Here is a 23,510-nt window from a genome sequence, read left to right as displayed (position 1 = left end):
CGTGCGGCAGCGCATCCTCGTCGTCGAGGACGATCACGCGCTGCGGGACGTACTGCTGCGCGGCCTGCGCGACGAGGACTTCGACCCGGCGCCCGCACCGGACGGGGCCTGCGCCCTGCGGCTGGCCGGGGACGGCTTCGACGCGGTCGTCCTGGACGTCGGCCTCCCCGATGCCGACGGCCGGGACGTCTGCCAGGCCCTCAGGGCGCGCGGGTTCCCGGGGCCCGTCGTATTCCTGACGGCACACCACCACCTCACCGACCGGCTGACCGGATTCTCCGCCGGAGGCGACGACTACCTCGCCAAGCCCTTCCACCTCGCCGAGCTCGCGGCCCGCCTGCGGGCGGCCCTCAGGAGGGCGGGCCCGCGGCCACCCGCCACGACGGGTGATCTGCTGCTCGACCCGGTCCGCCACACGTGCACCGTCTCGGGAACCCCCGTGGAGCTGACCCCGACCGAGTTCCGGCTGCTCGCCGTGCTCATCGCCGCTGCGGGCGGCCTCGTCACCCGCCGCGCACTCGTCCGGGCCGGCTGGCCCGAGGGCGCCCAGGTCAGCGACAACACCCTCGACCAGTACCTCAGCCGGCTGCGCCGCAAGCTGCGTACCGCCGGCAGCGGCCAGGCGATCACCACCAGCCGTGGAATGGGACACCGCCTGTCATGAAGGGGCCCCTGCGCGGCCGGGGGCCGCGTACTCTGCGGGGCAGGCTCTCGCTGGTCGCGTTCGTGGCCGCGGCGCTGCTGATGGTCGTGCTCACCGTCGTCTTCAACACCGTCGTCCGCCAGCGACTCCAGCAGCAGGCGGACGACCACCTGCACACCCGGGCCGCCGCCATCGCCGCGACCGTGGACACCACAGGGACCACGGCCCGCGTCGTGGAAGTACCCGACGACGAGGCCCTCGACGCCGACGTCTGGATCTACTCCGGACCGGTGCGGCTCGAAACCCCGCCCGGCACGGCGGCGGGCGGACCGCTCAGCAGGGCCGCTGACGCACTGGCGGCCGGCGGCGGCCGGCGCTGTGCCACCACCGAAGGGCAGGAGCCGGTCCGGCTGTGCACCCAGCCCGTCACCGGTTCCGGAAGCGCTCAGGCCACCGTGGTCACGGCCATCGGCCTCACGCCCTACCGCAGCTCCGCGGACACCGTGCTGTACGCGTCCCTCGCACTGGACGCGGTCATGCTGGCCTGTACGTACCTGCTGACCCGCCTCGCGGTGGGCCGTGCGCTGCGTCCCGTACGCACCATGACCGAACAGGCCACTGCCTGGAGCACGCTCACCTGCGACGACCGGTTCGGCGACGCCCGGCGGCCCGACGAACTCGCCCGGCTCGGCAGCTCGCTGGACGCCCTGCTGGACCGGATCCGGGCCGGACTGCGCCACGAACAGCAGCTCACCCGGGAGCTCTCCCACGAACTGCGCAACCCGCTCGCCCGGATCATCGCCGAACTCGACTGGTGGCAGAGCCGGCCACGCTCTGCCTCCGAGGCACGACTCGCCTGCGCCGCCATCGAAGACGCCGCAACGTCCATGCGCACCATCTGCGACACCCTGCTCGACGACGCCCGCGGCAGCACCGGCGCCCATCGGGGCACCGTCGACGTCCGGTCCGCACTGAACCGGCTCACTGTCCGGCTCGCCCCGCCGGGGCCGGTCGACGTCCGTGTCGTCGACGTCCGTGTCGTGGCCGTGGCCGAGGGCCTGACGGCGGGCGTACCGCCGGCCCTGCTCGAACGCGCCGTGAGCCCCCTGCTCGACAACGCCCTGCGCCATGCCCGCTCCCGGGTCCGGTTGAGCGCCCGCCGCCAGGACGCGACCATCCTGATCGAGGTCACCGACGACGGACCGGGTGTGCCGCCGTCCTTCGCCCCGGACCTCTTCCGCCCGGGACGGCGCGCCGACCCCGGCGACGGACACGGCGGAGCGGGCCTCGGGCTGCCGCTGGCGCGGCGCCTGGCCCGCTCCGTGGACGGTGACGTCGGGTACGACGAACGTCATCGCCCGGGCACGCGGTTCGTGGTCAGGCTGCCGGCGGGCTGAACTGCTCGCCGTCCGTCACATCGCGCCGGGACACCGTGAGGAACACCACGAGGCCGAGGATCACCGCGAGGAACAATGCGCTGGTCATCACCGTGCCGAGGCCCAGGCCGCCTTCATCGGAGGGCTGCGACAGGTAGTCGCCCACCGAGGCGCCCAGCGGACGCGTGAGGACGTAGACGGTCCAGAAGCTCAGCACCGTGCCGAGCCCCATGGCGTAGTGCGCGAGCGCGACCGCGGCGATGACCAGGCCGAACAGGACTGCGGCCACCCAGTAGCCCAGCGCCATCCGCTCGGCCACCAGGTCGCCCGCCGCCGTGCCCAGCGCGAAGGTGAACAGCACCGCCGCCCAGAAGAACCGTTCACGGCGCACCGAATCCACGCGGTGGATGGACAGCGTCCCCTCCGCCTTGAACCAGAGGATGAAGGTGGCCGCCAGCGCCACTGCGAACACGGCGGTCGTGGCCTCCAGCGGCACGCCCAGGTTGTCCGTGAGGTTGTCGCTGATCAGCGTGCCGACGACGCTGACCAGCACCACGACCAGCCAGTAGACGCCGGGCCGGTAGGCGGCCGTGCGGAACTGCGCGACCAGGGCGAAGGCCAGAAGGGCCGTCACCACGCAGGAGGTGCCCGTCAGCCCCAGGCCGAGCTGCGCGTTCAGGTAGTCCGCCGCGGTCTCGCCCACCGTGGTGCACAGCACCTTGATCACCCAGAAGTAGGCGGTGATCTCGGGGACCTTGTTGCGGCGGGCCACGGCGGGCGCGGCCGAGCCGTGGGACTGGTGCGTCTCGTATGTCATGCCGTGGACGCTGCCAGCCGCAGCCTGAACGCATCCTGAGCACGCTGCCCGTCCTCGCCTTCAGCCTGCTGCAGAAACTCGCCGCGAGCCGGGTCACGCGTCCCCGTCCAGCGGGAGCAGCAGGGTGAAACGGGTGGGAGCGGTCCCGCTCAGCGTCAGCCGGGCTCCGGCCGCCCCGGCCAGTTCTCGTGCCAGAGCCAGCCCGATGCCCGAACCGGTTCCGGTGCCCCGCTCGAAGATCGCCCGCGCGTCCAGTACGGCGGATCCTTCGTCGGCGACGTCCAGGGCGAGCGCACCTCCCAGATCGCGCAGGCTCACCGTGACGGTCCCTGCGCCGTGCCGGTGGGCGTTGTCCAGGAGGACGTCGAGGATCTGGTCGGTGGAGCGGCCCGGTACGGGCAGCTGTCCCGCCGCAGGCTCCCCGGCCAGCGCGAGTCGGCGGCCGTCCCGGGCGAGCACGCCGTGCCAGCGGCGCTCGGCCGCCTCCAGCAGGTCACCGACCGGCTGGAGCGAGGCGGGTGCCGGTGTCGAGGCGCCCGACGTGGCCAGCCGCAGCACCTCGTCGATGGTGTGGTCCAAATGCCGTGACCGCTCCGCCGCCTCGGCGAGGGCGGCGCGCGCGTCCGCGTCCGGATCGACCAGGGCCGCTTCCAGGCCGAGCTGCAGTCCGGTCAGCGGGGTGCGCAGCTGGTGGGAGGCATTGGCAGTGAAGTGCCGCTCGCGTTCCAGGAGCCGTGCCAGACGCCCGACCATCGCGTTGTGAGCACGAGCCACCTCGTCGATCTCGGCGATCGTGCTGCGGTCGGCCCGCGCCGTCAGATCTCCGTCGGCGATCGCGAGGGAGGTACGGGCGAGGGCCTCCAGCGGGGAGCTGAGTACGGACGCCTGCCTGCGGGCCACGACGACGGCTGCGCCGAGCGCCAGCAGACACAGCCCGAGCAGGGCGGCCCAGCCCCACAGCACCCTGCTCCAGACGGTGCGGGCGCTGGTCGAGGCGCGCACCGCCCCGATGACCCGCTCGCCGCTGGAGACGGGTACCGCGACGACGAGTTCGCCATCGGACTGCCTCTGAGCCACACGGCCGGACAGCGCCTCCCGAACGGTGTCGCCTCCCGTGGCCGGGCCCGCTCCGGAGCGGAGCCTGCCCGCGGCGTCATAGATCCCCCGCCCTACTTCATCCCGCCCGCCGGGCAGCTCCACCGGGTCGCCGGCGGCGAAGTCGGGGCCGACCCGTACGACGGTCGCCATGGCCTCCCGCTCCAGCTCCCCGTTCTCGTCGGCCAGGAACGTGAACCGGACCGCCACCGCCAGCGGCACGGCCAGCAGAAGAAGGGCCACAGCCGCGGCCACCAAGGCCACTCGGACCACGCGCGCTCTCATACCGCCCATCATGAGGGCCGCATGTCCGACGGCTGCGGCTTCGAAATCCGACGGCGGGTTTTGCCGTCCTCTCACCGTGCGCGGGCCGGGCGCTAACCGTCCCCCTCCTAGCGTCGTGGACAGAGCAGTCAGACTTCCCGCGAAGGACGCGAGGACCATGCGACGCACTCTTGCCCTCCCCCTGGCCGCACTCGCGGTGACCGGCGCGGCGATCGCCGGATGCGGCAGCTCCTCCCGGCCCGCCGCTGCCCCGCCGGCCGCCACCGCGCCGGCCCCGGTGGAGTCGAACCCGGCCGGTGACATCCCCGACAACCAGGCCTACGTCGCCTACCGGTACGACCGGGGCGGCTTCACCGTGAAGGTCCCCGAAGGGTGGTCCCGCACGGACGCGGCCGACGGCGGCGTCAGCTTCACGGACAAGCTGAACCGGATCGAGATCGTCAGCGCCCCCGCCACCGCCGCTCCCACGCCCCGGGACGTGACCGCTGCCGTCGTACCGGCGCTTCGCGGGCAGGTGCGCGGCTTCACCGAGGGCAAGGTCTCCACCGTGTCCCGCCCGGCAGGGCAGGCCGTCGTCCTCACCTACCAGGGTGACGGTCCCGCCGATTCCGTGACCGGCAAGGTCGTCCGCGACTCCTTCGAGCGCTACGCCTTCTTCAAGGACGGACGCCAGGCCGTCCTCACCCTGTCCGGACCCGTCGGAGCCGACAACGTCGACCCCTGGCGTACCGTCACCGACTCCCTGAGGTGGCAGTGATGGGCCCGGCCGGAACCGGGGCGGGAGCCGAAGCCGAGGTGCTGACCGCGCGCGATCTGTACCGGTTCTACCGCACGGGCGAGGAGGAGACGCTCGCGCTGCGCGGCGTCTGCCTGCGGGTGCGGCGCGGGGAGACCGTTGCCGTCACCGGCCCGTCCGGCTCGGGCAAGTCCACGCTCCTCGCCTGCCTGGCCGGGCTGGACGAACCCCAAGGAGGCGTCGTCCACATAGCCGGCGAGCGCCTCAGCCATCGCCCCGAGTCCGAACGGGCCCGCATCCGTGCCCGTCGCATCGGCATCCTCCTCCAGTCCGGGAACCTCCTCGCCCACCTCGACCTCCGCGCGAACATACGCCTTGCACAGACCGCCGGCCGCGCGCCCGGCACACAGCGGCTCGACAGCTCCGAACTCCTCGACCAGGTCGGCCTGCACGCCAGGGGCGCGGCGCTGCCCCGCGAACTGGCCGGTGGTGAACTCGCCCGCGCGGGACTGGCCGTCGCCCTCGCCAACGACCCGGACGTCCTGCTCGCCGACGAACCCACCGGCGAGCTCGACGGAACCACCGAGCAGCGGATCCTCGAGCTGCTGCGCGAACGGGCGCGGGCGGGTTCCGGAGTACTGCTCGTCACGCACAGCGCCGAAGTCGTCAGGATCGCCGACCGGGTCATCACCCTGCGCGACGGAAGGAGCGGGCCGTGACCAGTGCCGACGTCCTCGTACGCTGCCAGGGCGCGGCCCGCACCTACGGCGCGGGGGCCGCGGCGGTCGTCGCGGTCCACGGCGCCACCTGCGAGGTCCGTACCGGCGACCGCATCGCGATCACCGGGCCCTCGGGCTCGGGCAAGTCCACCCTGCTGCACCTGATGGCCGCCCTCGAGGGACCCACCACCGGCCGGGTCTCCTGGCCCGGCCTGGTCCGCGGACCGGTGCCGGTCCAGGTGGGAGTCGTCTTCCAGGGACCCAGCCTGATCCCCGCACTGGACGTCGTGGAGAACACGGCGCTGCCTCTGGTCCTCGCCGGTCATCCGCAGGAGTCGGCCCGGCGGCGTGCCCTGGACGCTCTCGCCCTCGTCGCCGCCACCGGCCTCGCGGACAAGCTGCCGGAGGAACTGTCCGGGGGCCAGGCCCAGCGGGTGGCCGTCGCCCGGGTACTGGCCGCGGCGCCCCGCCTGATCCTCGCGGACGAACCCACGGGGCAACTCGACCGCACCACCGGCCGGCATGTCGTCGACGTGCTCCTGGCCACCGCCGACGCGCTCGGCGCCGCTCTCGTCGTCACCACCCACGACCCCGCCGTCGCCAGACGGCTGACGGAGCAGTGGTCCATGCACGACGGCCGTCTGCGGACCGGGCCCAACCCGCCCGGGGACGCGCCGACGGATGCATCCGAAGGGACCCGGCCGTGATCATCTCGTGGGTGTCGGGACTACTGCGCCACCGGGCCGGGCGGCTCGCCGCCACCGCCGCGGGCATCGCCCTCGCCGTCGCCCTCGTCGCCGCCCTGGGCTCCTTCCTGACCGCGTCGAAGTCCACGATGACGGCCCGCGCCGTGCGCTCCGTGGCCGTCGCCTGGCAGGCCGAGGTCCAGCCGGGCGCCGACCCCGGCACGGTCCTCGCCGCGGTCCGCGCCGCCGGCGGCGTACGCAGCGCCGAGCCCGTCGGCTTTGCCCGCAGCACCGGATTCCAGGCCAGCACCGGAGCAGGCAGCACCCAGAGCACCGGACCGGGTGTCGTGCTCGGCCTCCCCGACGCCTACCGCCAGACCTTCCCGGGCGCCGTCCGCCCGCTCACCGGCGCCACCACCGGGGTGCTCCTCGCCCAGCAGACCGCTGCCAATCTGCACGTGACCCCAGGGGACGCCGTCTCCATCGGCCTGCCCGGCACCGGACCCGCCTCCGTCACCGTCGCGGGCGTCGTGGACCTCCCGCAGGCCGACTCCCTGTTCCAGAAGGTCGGCGCCCCGCCCCAGTCCCAGCCCAGCGCCCCGCCCGACAACGTGATCCTCCTGCCGCAAGCCCTCTTCGCCCGCCTGACCGCACCGGTCGCCGCCGTCGACCCGGCCGCCGTCACCACCCAGATCCACATCGCCCGCGACGCACCGCTGCCCGCAGACCCCGCGGCCGCCTACACCGCCGTCACCGCCGCCGCCCGCAACCTGGAAGCCCGCACCTCGGGAGGAGCCGTCGTCGGGGACAACCTGGGCGCCGCACTCGACGCCGCCCGCAAGGACGCCCTCTACGCCCAGGTGCTCTTCCTGTTCCTCGGCGTACCCGGCGCGGTGCTCGCCGCCCTGCTGACCGCCGCGGTGGCGGGGGCGGGCGCCGACCGCAGGCGCCGGGAGCAGGCCCTCCTGCGGACCCGCGGCCTGCCGACCCGTCAGGTCACTGCCCTGGCCGGTGCGGAGGCCACCGTGGTCGGCCTCGCCGGGGGCCTGCTCGGGGTGGGCATCGCCGCACTCACCGGCCGGGCCGCCTTCGGCACCGCCTCGTTCGGTGCGAGTACCGCCTCCACGGTCGCCTGGTCCGCCTTCGCCCTGCTGCTGGGTCTCGCCGTCGCCGGCACGGCGGTCCTGCTGCCCGCATTGCGCGATCTGCGCCTGGGCACGGTCGCCGGGGCCCGTCGCGAAGTGGGCCGCGCCCGGTCCCCCCGGTGGATGCGCTTCGGCCTGGACTTCGTCCTCCTCGCCGTCTCCCTGCTGGTGTTCAAGGCGGCGAGCGGCAACCAGTACGCCCTCGTACTGGCCCCCGAGGGAGTGCCGAGCATCTCCGTGTCCTACTGGGCCTTCCTGGGGCCCGCCCTGCTGTGGCTCGGCGGCGCCCTGCTGCTGTGGCGCCTCTCCTATCTGGCCCTTGCCCACGGGCGGCGGCCTCTTGCCGCCCTGGCCCGGCCCCTGACCGGCACGCTCGCCGGAACCACGGTGGCGAGCATGTCGCGCAGGCGCCTCCCGCTGGCGCGCGCGATCGTCCTGCTGGCGCTCGCCCTGTCCTTCGCCGCCTCCACCGCCGTCTTCAACGCCACCTACCGCCAGCAGGCGGAGGTCGACGCCCGCCTCTCCAACGGCGCCGACGTCACCGTCACCCAGTCCCCCGGCGTCCGCGTCGGCCCCGGCGCCGCATCGACCCTGAAGGTGGCCGGCGTAGGACACGTGGAACCCCTCCAGCACCGCTTCGCGTACGTGGGCGCCGACCTCCAGGACCTGTACGGCGTGCAGCCCGCCACGATCGCCACGGCGACCTCACTCCAGGACGCCTACTTCGCCGGCGGCACCGCCCGTTCCCTGATGGCCCGCCTCACCGCCCGCCCCGACGCCCTCCTGGTCAGTGAGGAGACCGTCAAGGACTTCCGCCTGACCCCGGGCGACACGGTCAACCTGCGGCTCCAGGACAGCCGCACCCATGCCCTGCGGGCCGTGCCCTTCCACTACGCGGGCATCGTCAAGGAGTTCCCCACCGCACCCAAGGACAGCTTCCTCGTCGCCAACGCCGACTACGTGGCACGCAGCACGGGAAACGACGCCGTCGGCGCCTTCCTCGTCGACACCGGAGGCGCGCACCAGGACCGCATCGCCGCCGCGCTCCGCCGACAGCTGGGCACCACCGCCACGGTCACGGACCTCGCCCAGACCCGCTCCGCCGTCGGCTCCAGCCTCACCGCCGTGGACCTGGCCGGACTCACCCGGATCGAACTGGGCTTCGCCCTCCTGCTGGCGGCCGCTTCCGGCGGCATCGTCCTGGCCCTCGGCCTGGCGGAGCGGCGACGCACCTTCGCCCTCGCCACCGTCCTCGGCGCCGGCCGGCGCCAACTGCGCGGACTCGTCCTCACCGAAGCGGCCGTGCTGACCGCCGGAGGGCTCGCCGGCGGTGCGCTCATCGGCTGGTCCCTTTCTCAGATGCTCGTCAAGGTCCTCACCGGCGTCTTCGACCCGCCACCCGCCACCATCGCGGTCCCCTGGGCCTACCTCACCCTCACCGCCGTCGCCACCGTCGCGGCCCTCACCGCCGCCGCGCTCAACGCCGCCCGACGTTCCTCCCGCCCGCCCGTCGAGGAACTGCGCGAACTGTGAGGCGTGCGCCTAGGCTGCTGACCATGCCCGCGCCCCAGGACCGCAGCCCCGCTCCCGTCCTCCTGGTGATCGAGGACGACGACACCATCGGACGGCACCTCGACACCGGACTGCGCAGCCACGGATACGACACCGCCTGGCGGCGCACCGGCAGCGACGGTCTCACCGCCGCCGACGCCACGCCCCCGGACGTCGTCCTGCTCGACCTCGGCCTGCCCGACATCGACGGCATCGACGTCGCCCGCGAACTGCGCAGCCGCCACCCGGACATGCTGCTCGTCATCCTGACCGCCCGAACCGACGAGATCGACGTCATCGCCGGGCTCGACGCCGGAGCGGACGACTACCTCGTCAAGCCGTTCACCTTGTCCGTACTGCTGGCGCGGCTGCGCGCACACCTGCGCCGCCTCCCCACCGCTCACGGCGACCGCGAGACGACGTACCGGGTCGGACACGTCACCTTGGACATCCGAGCCCGCACATGCCTCGTCGGGGACGTCGAAGTCCCCCTGCGCCCGAAGGAATTCGACCTGCTCACCGTCCTGGTCCGGCACACCGGCGCGGCCGTGTCCCGCGAGGACCTGATGGCGCAGGTGTGGGACGAGAACTGGTTCGGGCCGACCAAAACGCTGGACGTCACCCTCGCCTCGCTCCGCCGGCGCCTCCAGCAGGCTGCGGCCGACGCGCAACCGCCCGTGGACCCGCCCACCGTCACCACCCTGCGCGGCTACGGATACCGCCTCGAAGAGGACCGGGGATGAGCGGGGTCGCTCCTCGGCCGAGCGCCACCATCGCGACCTGGACCATCGCAGGTATGGCCGCGCCGTCGACGCTCAGCCCGTGGGCCGCTGCCAGTGCCGCAGCGGATCGGAGGGCGGAGGCCCAGGCCGCCTATCCGGCGGTCGGTGTCCCCGTCGCCTCCGGCTGGGAAAGTGGCCGGGTTCGTTCGGGGGCGAGGAAGAAGGCCATGACCGGGGTCAGGTACAGACCCCAGACGACCACCTGGAGAGCGGTGGGGTCGGGCTGGAAGTTGAAGACGCCCTTGAGGAGGGTGCCGTACCAGGAGTCGGGCGGGATGGTGGTGCTGATGTCGAAGGCGAGGCTGTGCAGGCCGGGCAGGATGCCGGCTTCCTGCAGGTCGTGGACGCCGTAGGCGAGGACGCCTGCGGCGACCACGACGAGCATGGCTCCGGTCCAGCGGAAGAACTTGGCCAGGTTGATGCGCAGGGCGCCCTTGTAGAAGAGCCAGCCGAGGACGACGGAGGTGGCGAGTCCCAGGAGGGCGCCGATGAGGGGTCGGACGCCGTCGCCGGTGGCCTGGACCGCCGTCCAGATGAACAGGGAGGTCTCCAGGCCTTCGCGGCCGACGGCGAAGAACGAGGTGACCACGAGCGCGCCGGTGCCGACGGCGAGGGCGGCGTCCAGCTTGTCCTGGAGTTCGCTCTTGAGGTGGCGGGCGGTGCGTCGCATCCAGAACACCATCCAGGTGACCAGGGCGACGGACAGGACGGACAGGGTGCCGCCGAGAGCTTCCTTGGCCTGGAACGTCAGGGTCGAGGAGCCGAACTGGAGAAGGGCGCCGAAGGCGAGGCTGAGGGCGACGGCGATGCCGACACCGGCCCACAAGGGCGGGAGCTGGCGCCTGTTGCCCGTCTTGACGAGGTAGGCGACGAGGATGCAGACGACGAGGCTCGCTTCGAGGCCTTCGCGCAGTCCGATGAGGAAGTTGCCGAACATGAGTGGCTGCGTCCTTCCGGACTACTTGACGACGGCGGCGGCGAGCTTGGACAGCGGTTCGGCGAGCGCGTTCACGCCGTCGGAGAGTTCCTTGCGCTGCGCGTCGTCCACCTTCTCGTAGGAGGCGTATTCGTAGGCGTTGCCGCCGGTGCGGTACTTGTCCAGCAGGGCGGTCAGCGCGGCGAACTGGGTGTCGAGGTCCTTGGTGAGCCCGGCATCGTTCTTCGCGGCGACGGGCTTGAGGAGTTCGTACGTCTTCTGGGCACCTTCGAGGTTGCCCTTGAAGTCCACGAGGTCGGTGTGGGAGTAGCGGTCCTCCTCGCCGGTGATCTTGTTGCGGGAGACCTCGTCGAGGAGTTCCTTGGCGCCGTTGGCCATGGAGGTGGGGGTGATCTCGGCAGTGCCGACCCTCTTCACCCAGTCGCCCAAGTCGGTCATGAGCTGGTCGGCGAGCTCCTTCTCCCGGTCGCCGATCTTGGCGTCCTGCCACAGCGCCTTCTCCAGGCGGTGCCAGCCGGTCCAGTCCTTCGCCGGGTCCTGGCCGGCCTCCAGGCCGTCCTCGCGGACGTCCACCTTGGGGTCGATGTCGCCGAAGGACTCGGCGACCGGCTCGGTACGCTCCCAGCCGATGCGGGAGGGCGCGTAGAGCTTCTTCGCCGTTTCGAGGTCGCCCGCCTTGACGGCGTCGGCGAACTCCTTGGCCTTGGGCAAGGTCTCCTGGGCCTGTTCGAGGACGTAGGCGCGGTAGGCGGCGACCGCGGCATCCGCCTCGGGGCTCCGCTTGGCGGCAGTGTTCTGGCCGGTGGCCTTGACCTGCTGTCGGATGCCGTCGCCCTTCATGCCCGGCTTGCACGCGATCTGGTAGTCACCCGCCTTGAGCTCGGCGGTGATCGAGGTCTTGGTACCGGGGCCGATGTTCTCGCGCTCCGCCGCGATCCGGTCGTCCGGGAACAGCACGTACACCTCGGTGACCTTGGAGCCCGCGTTCTCCACGTCCAGGGTGACGTGCCCGGCCGGGAACTCGGCCTTGGAGACCTCGCAGGTCGAATCCGAGGCAGTCACCTTGATCGCACCGTCGCCGCTCGCGGACTTCTGGGCGCATCCCGAAAGGGATACGACGGCCGCTATGAGGGTGCTGGTGCCGGCCAGCAGATGACGGGATCTCGCGGACATGGGGGCCTCGTTTCACGCGGGGATGCGAGCACCGGGAAGGACCCGGCCGACGCGGAGTCTACTCACATGTAGACGGTAAGGGAAGGCTGCCCTTAGCGTGCCGATCCGGAGGTGGTGGAGGCGGAGATCCGACGACGGCTCGAGGGCCGGGCGGAGTTCAGTCGGACAGGTACTCCCCCTGGGCGATTTCGACACCGCGGTGGAGCCAGATCGACCCGGCCAGAGAGGAAGCGCCCGCCATGGTGCACAGCAGGGCCATCGCCAGCAGCGCGGGCGCCACACGCCGGGCCGGCGCCTGGGCGAGCAGGGCCTTCACCCGAGCGGGAACGGGTCCGGTGACAGCGCCCGCCGCGAGCACGGACCCCCGGGGCCGCACGCCGCCACGGGTGGCGGCCAGCGCTGCACGCCCCACGGCCCGCGCGGTGAGGGTCCGGTCGCCGGTGGCGCGGGCGGCCGATTCGTCGGCGGCGCGTTCGGCGGCGAACGACACCTGCGGGATGACGGCGGCCAGCGCCGGGTGGCACCATCCGGCGAGCTGCGCCGCGGCGAGGAAGAGGTGGTGGCGCGAGGCCAGGTGGGCGCGCTCGTGGGCCAGGAGCGCCTCACGCTCGTGCAGGTCCAGGGAGCGCAGCATGCCACTGGTCACCACGACCCGGCCCGGGCCGGTCAGGCCGGGCAGAACGTAGGCGTCCGGGCGGGAGTCGTCCAGTACGCACAACCCTCCGACGTGCGGAAGGTGGGCCACATCGCCGTGGGCGGTACGCAGGCGCTGCGCCTCGGACCATCCACGCCGGAGCACGGTGACGCCGGTGACCGCGGCGATTCCGGCGGACAACACGGAGACCCCGAGGGTCAGGGGCGCCGGGCCCGCCCGGAGCGGCTGGATGAGGTGAACGAGGGCGGCCAGGGGCGGGATCGTCAGAGCCAGCGGCAGCAGCAGGACGCCCAGGCACACCACGACCCCGACGGCAAGCACCACGGCGGCGGTGGTGATCGACCACAGCGCGACGTCGGGCCGCACCCGGCCGGCCGCGCGCCGGGCGAGCGGCGGCAGGATCCAGGGCAGGAGGAGGGGGACGATCAGGAGCGCGATCACCGATCGCCTCCCTCCAGCAGGCGCCTGAGCTCCGCCTCGTCGTCGGAGCTGAGCCCTTCGACGAACCGGGCGAGGACCACGCTGCGGTCGCCGTCCTGATCGAGCTCGCGGTGCATCCGGCGAGCGGTGAGGCCGTGCGCGTCCTCCACCGCGAAGTACAGGAAGCCCCTCCCGCCCGGGTTCCGGTCGACGACGCCCTTCTCGTGCAGCCGGGCGAGGAGCGTCGCCACCGTGGTCCGGGCCAGCGGCTGCGGTATCGCCTCCCTGACCTGCGCCGCGGACTGCGGTTTCCCCGCGGCCCACAGGGCTGCCAGGACGCTGGCCTCCAGCTCGCCGGCCGGGCGGCGTTCGCTCGCTCTGTCGGTCATGGAACCTTCCTCTCACGGAGATCGTCTACAGTGAGGTAGACCGACTACTGTCCCGTAGACAGAGAATAGGCGGACCGCATCCGAGGCGGTCCGGCAGTCTCTTGTCCGCGGCGGTGAGCCCCACCCCGACCACCATTATCGATGGGACCGTCCGATGCCCCTCACGCAGCTCGCCGCAGCACCGCCGGTACACCTCGCCGTGAACCTGCTCGACGCCCAGTCCCTGCTCGCCGCGTTCGGAACGATCGGCATCGCGGTCATCCTGTTCGCCGAGACCGGCCTGCTCCTCGGATTCTTCCTCCCCGGCGACTCGCTGCTCTTCACCGCCGGACTGCTGTGCGCGGGCTCGGCCTCCTCTCCGGGGCACCTGTCACTGCCCTGGGTCCTCCTCGCCTCGGCGGCCGGCGCCCTCGTCGGCGCGCAGACCGGATACCTGCTGGGCCGGAAGGCAGGGCCCGCGTTCCTGACCCGAACCAAGTCCCGCAAGATCAGCGAAGGCTCCGCCCGGGCCGCGGAGATCCTCCAGCGCTACGGGTACGCGAAGGCGATCGTCCTGGCCCGCTTCCTGCCGATCGTGCGGACCATGCTGAACCCCCTCGCCGGGATCCTGAACGTGCCGGCCCGCACCTTCGCCCTCTGGCAGGTCCTGGGCGGTCTGCTGTGGACCGTCGGCCTGGTCCTGGCCGGATACGCGCTCGGCGCCTCCGTGCCCAACGTCGACCACTACCTGCTCCCGATCATCGCGGTCATCGTCGCCCTCTCCCTCATCCCGGTCGGCCTGGAGCTGCTGCGCTCCAGGCGCGGCGCCCGCGCCGACGGCAGCGCCTGACGCCCGCTCGCAGGCAGCGCGGCGACGGCGAGGGGTCCTGCGGCAGCCACACCCGACCGGACCGGGCCCGTACGGTGACATACGCTCCTCCGGAACCGGACCGACAGAGGAAGGAGCGGCGATGCGGATCGTCATCGAGGACATCCCGGATGACCTCGGCAGTGAGATAGCCCTCGGCGTCCTCGCGCTCGTCGCCCACCACTCCCCCGTTGCGCCCGGCGCCGGCGGCGCCACCGTGCTCGTGGAGAGCGACTGGACCCCCGAGCGTGCAGCCCACCTGGTACGCGACCTGCCGGCCCGCGCCGTCAACGTCCTGCGTCACGTCGTCGACGGCTCCGGCTGGGCCTGCGTGGAGACGCTACGCGGCCCGAACGGCGAAGAGGCCTGGAAGGGCGTCAACATCACGCTCGCGAACGCGGTTGCCCGCGGTGCCCGGCGCGGGCTGTGGCCCGCCGGGATCCAGGTCCCGCTGACACCCACCGCCCACCCCGACGAAGACCGGCGCATCCGTGGCTACGCCATGCCCGGCGCACTGGTCGCCGTCTTCACCCAGGCGCTGACGACCGTGGCCGGGGAGATCTCACGGAACCCCTGAGGTCGGCACGACCTCAGCCGCTCACGGGCCGGGGACGAGCTCGGCGGTGGACCCGCGGGCCGTCAGCCGACCGGCATCCAGGAGGTGCACGGTGTCGGTGTACGCGGCGATCAGGTGGAGCTCGTGGGAGACCACCACCGTGGTCAGACCGCGTTCGGTGCGCAGGCGGGCCAGCAGGTCCATGACCGTCGCCGCCGTCTCGGGGTCGAGGGCGGAGGTGATCTCGTCGCACAGCAGGTAGCCGGGATCGGTGGCGAGGGCGCGGGCGATGGAGACGCGCTGGCGCTGGCCACCCGAGAGCTCGCCGGGACGGCGGGCGGCGAAGTCAGCGGGGAGTTCCACCTGTTCCAGGAGCTCGCCGACCCTCCCTGCGATCTGCCGCCGGGACAGTCCGCTGTGCAGGCGCAGGGGCCTGGTGAGTGCGTCGCCGACGGTGCGCGAGGGGTTCAGGGCGTCGAGGGGGTTCTGCGGGACGAGCTGGATCCGCCGGTGGTGCTCGCGCCGGCGCTTGCGGGCGGTGAGGGCGAGCGGGTGATCGTCCAGGGTGAGGCTGCCGGAGTCCGCGGGGTGGAGTCCGGCCAGGATGCGGAGCAGGGTGGTCTTGCCCGAGCCGGAGGGTCCGACGATGCCGGTGGCTGTTCCGGGGGCGGCGCTGAAGTCGACGGCGTCCAGAGCCTGGTGGCGGCCGGCGCGGTGGGTGAAGGCGACGCTGATGCCCTGTGCGCGCAGCCCTTCCCCGACCGCGGTGGGGGCCGGCGCCGCGGGGACGGCGTCGGGTCCGGCGGCCCGCTGGGACGGCAGGTGTGCCGACTGCGGGGCGGTGAGGCGAACGACATGGTCGGCGCAGGCTTCGACGAGTTCGGGGTCGTGACAGGCCATGACGACGGCCAGGCCCCGGCTCGCGGCCAGGTCGCGGAGCAGTTCGGCGATCTCGTCGCGCAGGGCGGAGTCGAGTCCGGCGGTGGGCTCGTCGAGGAGGAGGACCTCGGGGGTGCGGGCCAGGGCCCGGGCGAGGGCCACGCGGCGCTGCTGGCCGCCGGATATCGCGGTGGGCCGCCGGTCGGGGAGGCCGTCGTCGACCGGGAGGCGGCACTCGCGCAGGAGGCCGAGCACGGCCTCGTCGCTCGGGTCGGTGGCGGTCTCGGCGACGATGCTGCGGATCTTCATGCGGGGGTTGAGGGCGGAGCCGGGGTCCTGGCCGACGTAGGCGATGCGATGGCGGCGCAGGTTCCGCAGTTCCGCCGGTGCCAGTACGTCGGGCCGGTGGCCCAGGACGTCGAGGGTTCCGGAGGTGACGGCCGCGCCGTCGGGGAAGTGGCCGATGAGTGCGCGGAGCAGGGTGGTCTTGCCGGAGCCGGAAGGTCCCGTCAGGGCGGTGACCTGCCCGGGCCGGACGGTCAGGGATGCCGGATGCAGCAGGACCGGTCCGCCGGGTACGGCGATTTCGAGGCCGGCGGCCGTGGCCACAGGGGGGTCCGTGGCCAGGGTGGACCGGGGGGCCGGGGCGGGTGCGGTGTCGCTCACGGGGTGGTGACCGCCTTGGGTGCGGAGCGGGAGGCGAGGGAGGCCGAGGCGAGGTTGAAGCTGATGGCGAGGACGGCGATGGCCAGGCTCGGGGCGAGGACGGCCCAGGGGTTGAGGAGGATGCCGGGGGCGTTCTCGCGGATCATCAAGGCCCAGTCGGCCGCCGGGGGTTGGGGACCGATCTGGAGGAAGCCGGCCATCGAGATCACGTAGACGGCTTCGACGAACCGCAGTCCGAAGAGGGCGAGGACGGTGGCGCGCAGGTTGGGCAGCAGTTCCCGCAGGGCGATGTACGCCGAGCCCTCCCCGCGGGCGGTGGCGGCTTCGATGTATCCCGCGCAGGCCAGCGGCGCGGCGGCGGAGGCGACGATCCGGACGGCGTACGGGGTGCCCAGGACGATGGCGGCGGCGATGACGGCCCAGCGTCCGCCGCCGGGCCAGGCCAGGGCGATCAGCATGATGCCGAGGACCGGCGGCAGGAGGATGAAGACGTCGGCGGTGCGCTCGATGGCGCTTCCGAGGCGGGGACGCAGGACGGCGAGAGCGCCCACCACGGTGGCAACGGCGGTGACGACCAAGGCAATCAGCAGGGCACCTGCGATGAGGGCGGTGCCACCGTGCAGGAGGCGGCTCAGCACATCACGCCCGAGCTGGTCCCCACCCAGCACCGCTCCGTCGCCGGCGGCCGCGTACGGCGCGGTGACGGGCTTGTCGAGCGGGTGAGCGGCGAGCCAGGGACCGGTCAGGGCCAGGACGACCAGAAGCAGGCCGGGGCCGATGCGCAGCACCGTCCGAGCCCTGGTGCGGGCGGGTCGGGCACCGGCGGCAGCGGCGCTGGCGGGGACGGCGGTCATGAGCGTGCTCCCAGGATGCGGGCGCGCAGCAGATCGGCGGCCAGCAGGACGAGGCTGATGGCGGCTCCGGCGCACGCGACGACGCCGGCGATCAGCGGGGTGTCGCGGCTGCTGACCGCGGAGGCCAGGACCGCGCCGATGCCGGGGTAGTTGAAGAGGGTCTCCACGACGACGGCCCCGCCGAGCAGCATGCCGGTGGAGGTGGCGATGCCGGTGGCGATCGCGGGGACCGCTCCGGGCAGGGCGTGCCTGATCACGACCTGGGCCAGGGGCAGTCCGTCGAGGTGGGCGGCTTCGACGTGCGGGGTGCGGGCCTGGTCGGCGAGGGCCCCGCGGACGATGCGGGTGTTCCAGCCGGTCTGTGGGATGACCAGGGCCAGCACCGGCATGACCAGCATCGTCCAGCTGGCCGGCGAACCGTCGGCTCCGGTGAGGGTGACGGCGGGAAGCCAGCCGGTCCACAGCGACAGCACGAGCAGCAGGGCCACCGAGACGACGAATTCCGGTATCGCGAACGCGGCGGTGGAGGTGTGGCCGATGAAGCGGTCGGTGAGGCGGCCGGGACGGGTGGCTGCCCAGCAGCCCAGGGCGAGGGAGGCGATGACGGTGAGCACGAAGGCGGTGCCGCCGAGGACGAGGGTGTTGGGCAGGGGATCGGCGAGCAGGTCGGTGACCTTCTGCCCACGGGCACTGGTGCCGAGATCCCCGGTCGGCAGGGCCGTCATCCAGTCGGCGAAGCGTTCCCAGACGGGCCGGTCGAGGCCGAGGAGGTGTCGGCGTGCCTCGACGTCCGCGGCACTGTCGCCGCGTTCCGAGCTGGCGCTCGCGGCGTCACCGGGGAGCAGTTCGACGGCGGCGAACACCACGGCGAGCAGGATGACCAGCATGAGGGCGCGCCGGGCGACGGCGGCTGCGAGACGCAGCGGCAGGCGGGCGCGGCGCTGCGCTGCGGCCGCCCCCGTCGTGACGGGGGCGGCCACAGCACGCTGCTGGCCCGTGCGGCTCAAGCCAGCCACGCGTTCTCGAGCTGGACGCGGCCGTAACCGGGCAGCGTGGGAAGGCCCTTGACCTTGGCGACGGCCAGGTCGATGCCGTCGGCCATGCCCCACAGCAGGTAGCCGGAGCGCTCGTACTCGATCTGCTGGAGCTCCTTGAGGGCGGCGGTGCGTTCCTTCTCGTCGGCGGTGGAGATGGCCTTGCGGTAGGCGGCGTCGAAGCCGGGGTCGGCCCAGCCGGCCTCGTTCTGGCCGGCTTCGCTCGCCATGGTCTTGGAGGCGAAGAAGATCACCGAGTCGTTGGTGCCCCAGTACGTGGTGTAGAAGTCGCCGGTCTTCCAGGTCTTGTCCCAGAACGCGCCGGACTCCTGCTTGACGACCTCCACCTTGATGCCGGCCTCGCGGGCCTGGTTGGCGAACAGGGTTGCGGACTCGGCGAGTCCGGAGATGTCCTCGGTGGTCACCAGGGAGTAGGTCTTGGACAGGTCGAAGTTGGCTTCGGCGAGGAGCTTCTTGGCCTTGTCCAGGTCGCGCTTGCGCTGGGGGATGTCCTTGGCGAAGGCGGGGTCGCCGGTGCCCAGGATGTCGTTGGCGACGGTGCCGTAGCCGGAGAGGACCTGCTTGACCATCGCGTCGCGGTCGACGACCAGGCGCATCGCCTCGCGCACGCGGGGGTCGGCGAACGGGCTGCCGGCGGCGGCGCGCATGACGATGGGCATCGCCATGTCGTTGGGACGGCGCAGGACTTGGATGTCCTTGCGGGTCTCGGCGGTACGGGCCGCGACGGCACCGACGTTGGAGGCGACGTCGATCTGCCCGGCGAGCAGGGCGTTGGCCATCGCCTGCGGGGTCTCGAACATGGTGACCTCGATGGCGTCGAGGTGCACGGTGCCGCCGTACCACTTCTCGTTCTTGACCAGGCGGGCGTTGCCGCCCCGGTACCAGTCGAGCTTGAAGGGGCCCGTGCCGGGGGCCTTGTCGAGCGCGTCGTCGGCGGTGTCCTTCTTCATGACGAAGGTGGTGAGCCGCGTCAGGAGGGGGAAGTCGGCGTTGGCGTAGTCCGAGACGATGACGACGGTGTCGCCGCCCTCGGCCGTGATGCTCTCCGGGCCCTTGACTCCCGGCAGACGGGAGGCTCCTGACTTGGTGTTGCGCAGGCGGCGCAGCGACCAGACGACGTCCTCGGCGGTGACCGGGGTCCCGTCGTGGAAGGCGGCACCCTGGGCGATCTTGAACTTCCAGGTCTTCAGGTCTTCCGAGTGCTCCCAGGAGGCGGCCAGGCGCGGCACGGTGTTGGACTTCGCCCCGGGCATGGCGAGGGTGTCGAAGACCAGGGCGATGACCAGGTAGTCGCTCTCGTTGGCCTGCGTACCGTGCGGGTCACGGGTGATGGCGCCGGCACGGCCCAGCGCACCGATCCGCAGCGTGCCGCCGCTCTTCGGCTTTCCGTCCCCGGCGGCCGCCTTGTCGGTGCCGGTGTCCCCGCTCCCCGAAGAGCAGGCGGCGAGCAGCGCTGCCGCGCCCATCGCTCCGCCGGCCCACAACACTTGGCGCCTGTTGAAGTTCACTTACGTCCTCGATCCACTGAAGCAACGGGGGAGATGCTTAGGGTTGCCTACCCTAATGACAACCATTACCGCAAGTCGGCGACCGCGATGGGATGCATGTCCGAATATCGCCCTCGCGCGACCGGAGAGTAAGGTTTGCCTTACCTCAGTTTGATGTTACGGTTCGAGTCGTTCGCCGGTTCCGCAGATCCACGACAGGACTCCAACCACCCGTCGCATCTTGCTCGTTACGCAATTCCGCCGTCCGACCGCGGGAGACCGTACCCAGAACCGCGGATCCCCCTGCCATCCGACGAAACGGATCTCTTCGCCATGAGCACGGCAGCCGCACCCGTCCGCGAGCTCGACGCCCAGACCGTGGGTGAACTTCGCCGAGCCGCGGAGAACATCCTGGCCGAGTTCGGCACTTCCGCCACGAGTCCCCAACTCCTGGCCCGGGTCGCCGAGATCGCCCAGGGCTTCAGCGAGACCCTGCGCGAGCACTGCCGCCCCGTGGACACCGCCGACGGCCTCTTCGTCCTGCGCGGCCTCGACGTCGACGACGAAACCATCGGTGACACGCCCTCGAGCTGGGCCACCGCCGGCGACAGCGGCGCCGTGTACGACATCGCCCTGCTTCTCCTCGCCACCGTGATGGGCAACCCCATCGCCTGGGAAGGCCAGCAGAACGGACGCTTCGTACACAACATCGTCCCCTCCCCCGGCCACGAGACCGAACAGACCGGCGCCAGCAGCACCGTACTTCTCAGCCCTCACACCGAGGACGCCTTCCACCCAGGCCGCGCCCACCTCCTGATGCTCGGCTGCATGCGCAACCACGAAAACATCGCCACCACCGCAGCCAGCATCCGAAAGACCCGACTCGCCGACCAGGACATCGATCTCCTCACCGGGCCCGCGCTGCCGATCCTCCCCGACGACGCCTACGAGGAGGCCCAGGGCTACGCCGACCAGGCCCCGCCCGCGGTGCCGACCCTGTTCGCGACCGACGACGGCATGACGCTGCGCTTCGACCCCGCGTACACCCCGCTGGACGAAGCCGACGAGGCCTACCGCTCCGCGTACGGACGCCTCTCCGACGAACTGGCCCGTGTCTCGGTCGCCGTCAGCCTCAGCCCGGGCGAAATCCTGGTCGTCGACAACGACCTCGTCGTCCACGGCCGAGTGCCCTTCCGGGCCCGCTACGACGGCAGTGACCGCTGGCTCAAGCGTGCCTCCGTCCGCGTACCCGGCCGCCGCACCCGCCCCGAGGCCGAGGCCGACGAGCACGGCTACGGCCAGAGCGCCCTCGAAGCACACGCGAGCTGACCACCCGCCCCGTACCCGGAGGAAGACCACCATGACCGACACCTCGGCCGCCCCCGCCGGCGCCGCCGCATCCGGCGACGACAAGCACCTGCGCATCCTGTCCACCACCGACCTCGCCGGGATCGACATATCCCTGGCCGACGTGGTGGCCACCGTGGAGGGCGCCTACCGCACCCTCCAGGCCGGCCAGTCCGACAACCCCCGGAAACTGACCGTCAAGCCGCAGGACGGGCACTCGGTCTCCTACGCGATGCTCGGCCGCGACGGCTCCCGCGAGGTCGTCGCCATCAAGACCTCCTACAAGCACGGCCTCGACAAGGGCCGCGAGGAGCAGCACTACTACACCGCGCTGACGATCTACGACGACGTCACCGGCCTGCCCGTCGCGATGATGGACTGCTCCCGCATCGGCTCCCTGCGCACCCCGGCCGTCTCCGCCCTGCTGGCCCGCGAACTCGCCGCCCCCGGCGCCCGCAACGCCCTGGTCATCGGTACCGGCACCCAGGGGCGGCTCGCGCTGCCCTTCCTGCTCACCACCCTGCCGGACCTGGACCGGCTGATGCTGTCCGGATCGCACCCCGAGGGCATCGCCGCGGTCCGCGAGCAGCTGCGCACGTACTTCCCCGACCGGGACGTGGAGATCGTCACCGACCTGCAGGCCGCGGCCGCGGATGCCGACGTCATCGTCGCCACCGCCGGCGGGCACACCCAGGCCGCCGTGGAGGCCTCCTGGCTCAAGCCCGGCGCGCTGTCGATCCTCGTCGGCCACGGCCTGGCGCCCTCCACCCTGCACGAGGCCGACCGCGTCATCGCCACCAGCGAGGCGCAGATGAACGTGACGGGCACGGACATGGCCGACGCCGAGGGCAAACTCCCGGCCGTGGACTCCGAGTTCCCGCCCGTCCTCGCGGGCGAGAGCGCCGGACGCACCGGCCCGGACGAGCGGATCTTCGCGTACAACAGCGGCCTCGTCGTCACCGACATCGCCCTCGGCCACCGCTTCGCGCAGCTCGCCCTCGCGCAGGGCCTGGGCACCGAGGTGGCGCTGTGGCAGTGAACAGCCGCCCCCTGCCCACCCTCCCGGTGCTGCCCGACGCAGCCGCCGATCAGGTCCTGGCCAGCGGCCTTCTTCCCGAGCTGGCCTACGCGTTCGGCGGCCCGTTCCACTTCCTGCTGCCCGACGCCTTCGACACCAACCTGCGGGCCATGCAGGGCGCGCTCGCAGCGGCCGGGGTCGACGGCTTCGTGTACTTCGCGAAGAAGGCCAACAAGGCCGCGCTCTTCGTCGAACGCGCCGCGGCGGGCGGGGCCGGCGTGGACGTCGCCTCCGTGGCCGAGCTGCGCGAGGCCCTCGGCCACGGCGTGCGGGGTGAGCACCTCGTCGTCACCGGTCCCGCCAAGGACCCGGCGCTCCTCCAACTGGCCGTCCAGCACGGGGCGCTGGTCGCCGTGGACGCGCTCGACGAGCTCGACGCCCTCGTCACCATCGCCCTGACCGGCCAGATCCGGCCCTCCCGGATCCTGCTGCGCGTTCTGCCGCCGGCCCAGCCGCACAGCCGCTTCGGGCTCACCGAAGCCGAACTGGCCACAGCCCTGGACCGGTGCGTCCAGGCCGGGGACGCCGTCCGGATGGAGGGGTTCAGCTTCCACCTGTCCGGCTACGCCCTCCAGCCGCGGGCCGACCTGGCGGCCCGCCTCGTCGAGTTGTGCCTCAAGGCACGCGTCCAGGGGCTGGAGGCCTCGCGGATCAGCATCGGCGGCGGCCTGCCCATCAGCTACACCGACGCGGACAGCTGGCACACCTTCCTCGCCGAGCACAAGAGCAGCCACTACCACGCGGGCAAGACGTTCCACACCGGCGACTTCTACCCGTACCACTCCCCCCTGGCCGGGGCCGACGCCCTGGCCGCACTGCTCGCCACCCAGCCCGAAGGCCACGAGCAGTCACTGGCCCGGCTCGTGCGGGACGCGGGCGTCCTGTTGCTCCTGGAGCCGGGACGGGCACTGCTGCACCAGGCAGGGGCGACGGTCTTCCGGGTCCAGGGCGTCAAGGAGCGTGACGGATACCAGATCCTGACCGTGGACGGGACGAGCCTGAGCCTGTCCGAGCAGTGGTTCAACAGCGAGTACCTGCCCGACCCGATCCTGATCCCGCAGGACCCGGACAGCCCCGAGGGCGTCTTCCCGGCGAGCGTCGGGGCGGCCACCTGCCTGGAATCGGACATGCTCACCTGGCGGAAGATTCCCTTCCGCTGCCGCCCCCGCACCGGTGACCTGCTCGTCTACCCGAACACGGCCGGCTACCAGATGGACTCCAACGAGTCCCCCTTCCACGACCTGGCCCTGCCGCCCAAGGTCGTCGTCGATCGCACCGACGAGCCGCGCCCGCGCTGGCGCCTCGACCGCCACTTCACCTGACGTACCGCCC

The 23,510-nt window shown here is 72.4% G+C and carries 22 protein-coding genes; 12 read left to right on the top strand and 10 right to left on the bottom strand.

Annotation, left to right across the window (positions count from 1 at the left end; genetic code table 11):
- Nucleotide 1 precedes the first annotated feature (1 nt).
- The gene (locus tag ACFYXK_RS19405) at nucleotides 2-664 is read left to right on the top strand and encodes a response regulator transcription factor (protein ID WP_389412424.1); all 663 of its coding nucleotides are present in this window, start codon (nucleotides 2-4) and stop codon (nucleotides 662-664) included.
- On the top strand, nucleotides 661-2,040 hold the full coding sequence (locus ACFYXK_RS19400) for a sensor histidine kinase (protein ID WP_389412210.1): 1,380 nt from the start codon (nucleotides 661-663) through the stop codon (nucleotides 2,038-2,040). The genes ACFYXK_RS19405 and ACFYXK_RS19400 overlap by 4 nt, the downstream gene beginning before the upstream one ends.
- On the opposite strand, the gene ACFYXK_RS19395 is transcribed toward ACFYXK_RS19400, so the two are convergent.
- Nucleotides 2,021-2,836: a hypothetical protein gene (locus ACFYXK_RS19395; protein ID WP_389412209.1), complete on the bottom strand. Its 816-nt coding sequence runs from the start codon at nucleotides 2,834-2,836 to the stop codon at nucleotides 2,021-2,023. The two genes, ACFYXK_RS19400 and ACFYXK_RS19395, sit on opposite strands and share 20 nt — an antisense overlap.
- Before the next feature lie 93 nt (nucleotides 2,837-2,929).
- Nucleotides 2,930-4,216, bottom strand: coding sequence for a sensor histidine kinase (locus tag ACFYXK_RS19390; protein WP_389412208.1), 1,287 nt, complete (start codon nucleotides 4,214-4,216; stop codon nucleotides 2,930-2,932).
- A 157-nt stretch (nucleotides 4,217-4,373) separates the two neighbouring features.
- On the opposite strand from ACFYXK_RS19390, the gene ACFYXK_RS19385 reads away from it, so the two are divergent.
- From ACFYXK_RS19385 to ACFYXK_RS19365, 5 genes are read left to right on the top strand one after another with little or no spacing between them, the layout of a single operon-like run.
- The gene (locus tag ACFYXK_RS19385; RefSeq protein WP_389412207.1) at nucleotides 4,374-4,973 is read left to right on the top strand and encodes a hypothetical protein; all 600 of its coding nucleotides are present in this window, start codon (nucleotides 4,374-4,376) and stop codon (nucleotides 4,971-4,973) included.
- Nucleotides 4,973-5,671: an ABC transporter ATP-binding protein gene (locus ACFYXK_RS19380; RefSeq protein WP_389412206.1), complete on the top strand. Its 699-nt coding sequence runs from the start codon at nucleotides 4,973-4,975 to the stop codon at nucleotides 5,669-5,671. Before ACFYXK_RS19385 ends, ACFYXK_RS19380 begins: the two co-directional genes overlap by 1 nt.
- Nucleotides 5,668-6,378 (top strand): ATP-binding cassette domain-containing protein, encoded by a 711-nt coding sequence (locus ACFYXK_RS19375; RefSeq protein ID WP_389412205.1) that lies wholly within the window; start codon nucleotides 5,668-5,670, stop codon nucleotides 6,376-6,378. The genes ACFYXK_RS19380 and ACFYXK_RS19375 overlap by 4 nt, the downstream gene beginning before the upstream one ends.
- 11 nt (nucleotides 6,379-6,389) lie before the next feature.
- Nucleotides 6,390-9,035, top strand: a complete 2,646-nt coding sequence (locus tag ACFYXK_RS19370; protein WP_389412204.1) for an FtsX-like permease family protein — start codon at nucleotides 6,390-6,392, stop codon at nucleotides 9,033-9,035.
- 23 nt (nucleotides 9,036-9,058) lie between these two features.
- The gene (locus ACFYXK_RS19365; RefSeq protein ID WP_389412203.1) at nucleotides 9,059-9,796 is read left to right on the top strand and encodes a response regulator transcription factor; all 738 of its coding nucleotides are present in this window, start codon (nucleotides 9,059-9,061) and stop codon (nucleotides 9,794-9,796) included.
- A 130-nt stretch (nucleotides 9,797-9,926) separates the two neighbouring features.
- Here ACFYXK_RS19365 and efeU read toward each other — a convergent pair whose 3' ends face one another.
- The 4 genes from efeU to ACFYXK_RS19345 all read right to left on the bottom strand — a co-directional run bounded on the left by efeU (nucleotide 9,927) and on the right by ACFYXK_RS19345 (nucleotide 13,409).
- Nucleotides 9,927-10,772 (bottom strand): iron uptake transporter permease EfeU, encoded by an 846-nt coding sequence (efeU, locus tag ACFYXK_RS19360; RefSeq protein WP_389412202.1) that lies wholly within the window; start codon nucleotides 10,770-10,772, stop codon nucleotides 9,927-9,929.
- Between the two features lie 21 nt (nucleotides 10,773-10,793).
- A complete protein-coding gene (efeO, locus tag ACFYXK_RS19355; protein WP_389412201.1) occupies nucleotides 10,794-11,945 on the bottom strand; it encodes an iron uptake system protein EfeO in 1,152 nt (383 codons plus the stop codon).
- Between the two features lie 157 nt (nucleotides 11,946-12,102).
- Nucleotides 12,103-13,041 (bottom strand): M56 family metallopeptidase, encoded by a 939-nt coding sequence (locus ACFYXK_RS19350; protein ID WP_389412200.1) that lies wholly within the window; start codon nucleotides 13,039-13,041, stop codon nucleotides 12,103-12,105.
- The gene (locus ACFYXK_RS19345; protein WP_389412199.1) at nucleotides 13,038-13,409 is read right to left on the bottom strand and encodes a BlaI/MecI/CopY family transcriptional regulator; all 372 of its coding nucleotides are present in this window, start codon (nucleotides 13,407-13,409) and stop codon (nucleotides 13,038-13,040) included. The genes ACFYXK_RS19350 and ACFYXK_RS19345 overlap by 4 nt, the downstream gene beginning before the upstream one ends.
- A 154-nt stretch (nucleotides 13,410-13,563) precedes the next feature.
- On the opposite strand from ACFYXK_RS19345, the gene ACFYXK_RS19340 reads away from it, so the two are divergent.
- Entirely contained in the window at nucleotides 13,564-14,238 is a 675-nt protein-coding gene (locus tag ACFYXK_RS19340) for a DedA family protein (protein ID WP_389412198.1), read from the top strand.
- Between the two features lie 121 nt (nucleotides 14,239-14,359).
- Nucleotides 14,360-14,833, top strand: coding sequence for a hypothetical protein (locus ACFYXK_RS19335; RefSeq protein ID WP_389412197.1), 474 nt, complete (start codon nucleotides 14,360-14,362; stop codon nucleotides 14,831-14,833).
- Between the two features lie 21 nt (nucleotides 14,834-14,854).
- Here ACFYXK_RS19335 and ACFYXK_RS19330 read toward each other — a convergent pair whose 3' ends face one another.
- Genes ACFYXK_RS19330 through ACFYXK_RS19315 form a run of 4 tightly spaced genes read right to left on the bottom strand, consistent with a single transcriptional unit; the run spans nucleotide 14,855 to nucleotide 19,732 of the window.
- Nucleotides 14,855-16,357 carry an ABC transporter ATP-binding protein gene (locus ACFYXK_RS19330; RefSeq protein WP_389412196.1) on the bottom strand — a complete coding sequence of 501 codons (1,503 nt, stop codon included), beginning with the start codon at nucleotides 16,355-16,357 and terminating at the stop codon, nucleotides 14,855-14,857.
- Entirely contained in the window at nucleotides 16,354-17,211 is an 858-nt protein-coding gene (locus tag ACFYXK_RS19325; RefSeq protein ID WP_389412195.1) for an ABC transporter permease, read from the bottom strand. Before ACFYXK_RS19325 ends, ACFYXK_RS19330 begins: the two co-directional genes overlap by 4 nt.
- Nucleotides 17,208-18,218 carry an ABC transporter permease gene (locus ACFYXK_RS19320; protein ID WP_389412194.1) on the bottom strand — a complete coding sequence of 337 codons (1,011 nt, stop codon included), beginning with the start codon at nucleotides 18,216-18,218 and terminating at the stop codon, nucleotides 17,208-17,210. Before ACFYXK_RS19320 ends, ACFYXK_RS19325 begins: the two co-directional genes overlap by 4 nt.
- On the bottom strand, nucleotides 18,215-19,732 hold the full coding sequence (locus ACFYXK_RS19315; protein ID WP_389412193.1) for an ABC transporter substrate-binding protein: 1,518 nt from the start codon (nucleotides 19,730-19,732) through the stop codon (nucleotides 18,215-18,217). Before ACFYXK_RS19315 ends, ACFYXK_RS19320 begins: the two co-directional genes overlap by 4 nt.
- A 354-nt stretch (nucleotides 19,733-20,086) precedes the next feature.
- On the opposite strand from ACFYXK_RS19315, the gene ACFYXK_RS19310 reads away from it, so the two are divergent.
- Genes ACFYXK_RS19310 through ACFYXK_RS19300 form a run of 3 tightly spaced genes read left to right on the top strand, consistent with a single transcriptional unit; the run spans nucleotide 20,087 to nucleotide 23,500 of the window.
- On the top strand, nucleotides 20,087-21,082 hold the full coding sequence (locus ACFYXK_RS19310) for a TauD/TfdA family dioxygenase (protein WP_389412192.1): 996 nt from the start codon (nucleotides 20,087-20,089) through the stop codon (nucleotides 21,080-21,082).
- A 31-nt stretch (nucleotides 21,083-21,113) separates the two neighbouring features.
- A complete protein-coding gene (locus ACFYXK_RS19305) occupies nucleotides 21,114-22,139 on the top strand; it encodes an ornithine cyclodeaminase family protein (protein ID WP_389412191.1) in 1,026 nt (341 codons plus the stop codon).
- On the top strand, nucleotides 22,130-23,500 hold the full coding sequence (locus ACFYXK_RS19300; protein WP_389412190.1) for a Y4yA family PLP-dependent enzyme: 1,371 nt from the start codon (nucleotides 22,130-22,132) through the stop codon (nucleotides 23,498-23,500). Before ACFYXK_RS19305 ends, ACFYXK_RS19300 begins: the two co-directional genes overlap by 10 nt.
- Nucleotides 23,501-23,510 lie beyond the last annotated feature (10 nt).

This window comes from Streptomyces sp. NPDC002209, assembly GCF_042890265.1.
Lineage (GTDB): Bacteria > Actinomycetota > Actinomycetes > Streptomycetales > Streptomycetaceae > Streptomyces.
The sequence above is the reverse complement of the archived record's forward strand: the minus strand, read 5'-3'. Positions and strand labels throughout refer to the sequence as shown.

Excerpts from the sequence above, each read along its gene's own strand:
- ACFYXK_RS19340 (WP_389412198.1), top strand. The coding sequence starts at position 13,564 with ATGCCCCTCACGCAGCTCGCCGCAGCACCGCCGGTACACCTCGCCGTG.
- ACFYXK_RS19325 (WP_389412195.1), bottom strand. The coding sequence starts at position 17,211 with ATGACCGCCGTCCCCGCCAGCGCCGCTGCCGCCGGTGCCCGACCCGCC.
- ACFYXK_RS19305 (WP_389412191.1), top strand. The coding sequence starts at position 21,114 with ATGACCGACACCTCGGCCGCCCCCGCCGGCGCCGCCGCATCCGGCGAC.
- ACFYXK_RS19380 (WP_389412206.1), top strand. The coding sequence starts at position 4,973 with ATGGGCCCGGCCGGAACCGGGGCGGGAGCCGAAGCCGAGGTGCTGACC.
- ACFYXK_RS19345 (WP_389412199.1), bottom strand. The coding sequence starts at position 13,409 with ATGACCGACAGAGCGAGCGAACGCCGCCCGGCCGGCGAGCTGGAGGCC.
- ACFYXK_RS19385 (WP_389412207.1), top strand. The coding sequence starts at position 4,374 with ATGCGACGCACTCTTGCCCTCCCCCTGGCCGCACTCGCGGTGACCGGC.
- ACFYXK_RS19315 (WP_389412193.1), bottom strand. The coding sequence starts at position 19,732 with ATGGGCGCGGCAGCGCTGCTCGCCGCCTGCTCTTCGGGGAGCGGGGAC.
- ACFYXK_RS19335 (WP_389412197.1), top strand. The coding sequence starts at position 14,360 with ATGCGGATCGTCATCGAGGACATCCCGGATGACCTCGGCAGTGAGATA.
- ACFYXK_RS19365 (WP_389412203.1), top strand. The coding sequence starts at position 9,059 with ATGCCCGCGCCCCAGGACCGCAGCCCCGCTCCCGTCCTCCTGGTGATC.
- efeO (WP_389412201.1), bottom strand. The coding sequence starts at position 11,945 with ATGTCCGCGAGATCCCGTCATCTGCTGGCCGGCACCAGCACCCTCATA.
- efeU (WP_389412202.1), bottom strand. The coding sequence starts at position 10,772 with ATGTTCGGCAACTTCCTCATCGGACTGCGCGAAGGCCTCGAAGCGAGC.
- ACFYXK_RS19395 (WP_389412209.1), bottom strand. The coding sequence starts at position 2,836 with ATGACATACGAGACGCACCAGTCCCACGGCTCGGCCGCGCCCGCCGTG.
- ACFYXK_RS19400 (WP_389412210.1), top strand. The coding sequence starts at position 661 with ATGAAGGGGCCCCTGCGCGGCCGGGGGCCGCGTACTCTGCGGGGCAGG.
- ACFYXK_RS19390 (WP_389412208.1), bottom strand. The coding sequence starts at position 4,216 with ATGAGAGCGCGCGTGGTCCGAGTGGCCTTGGTGGCCGCGGCTGTGGCC.
- ACFYXK_RS19310 (WP_389412192.1), top strand. The coding sequence starts at position 20,087 with ATGAGCACGGCAGCCGCACCCGTCCGCGAGCTCGACGCCCAGACCGTG.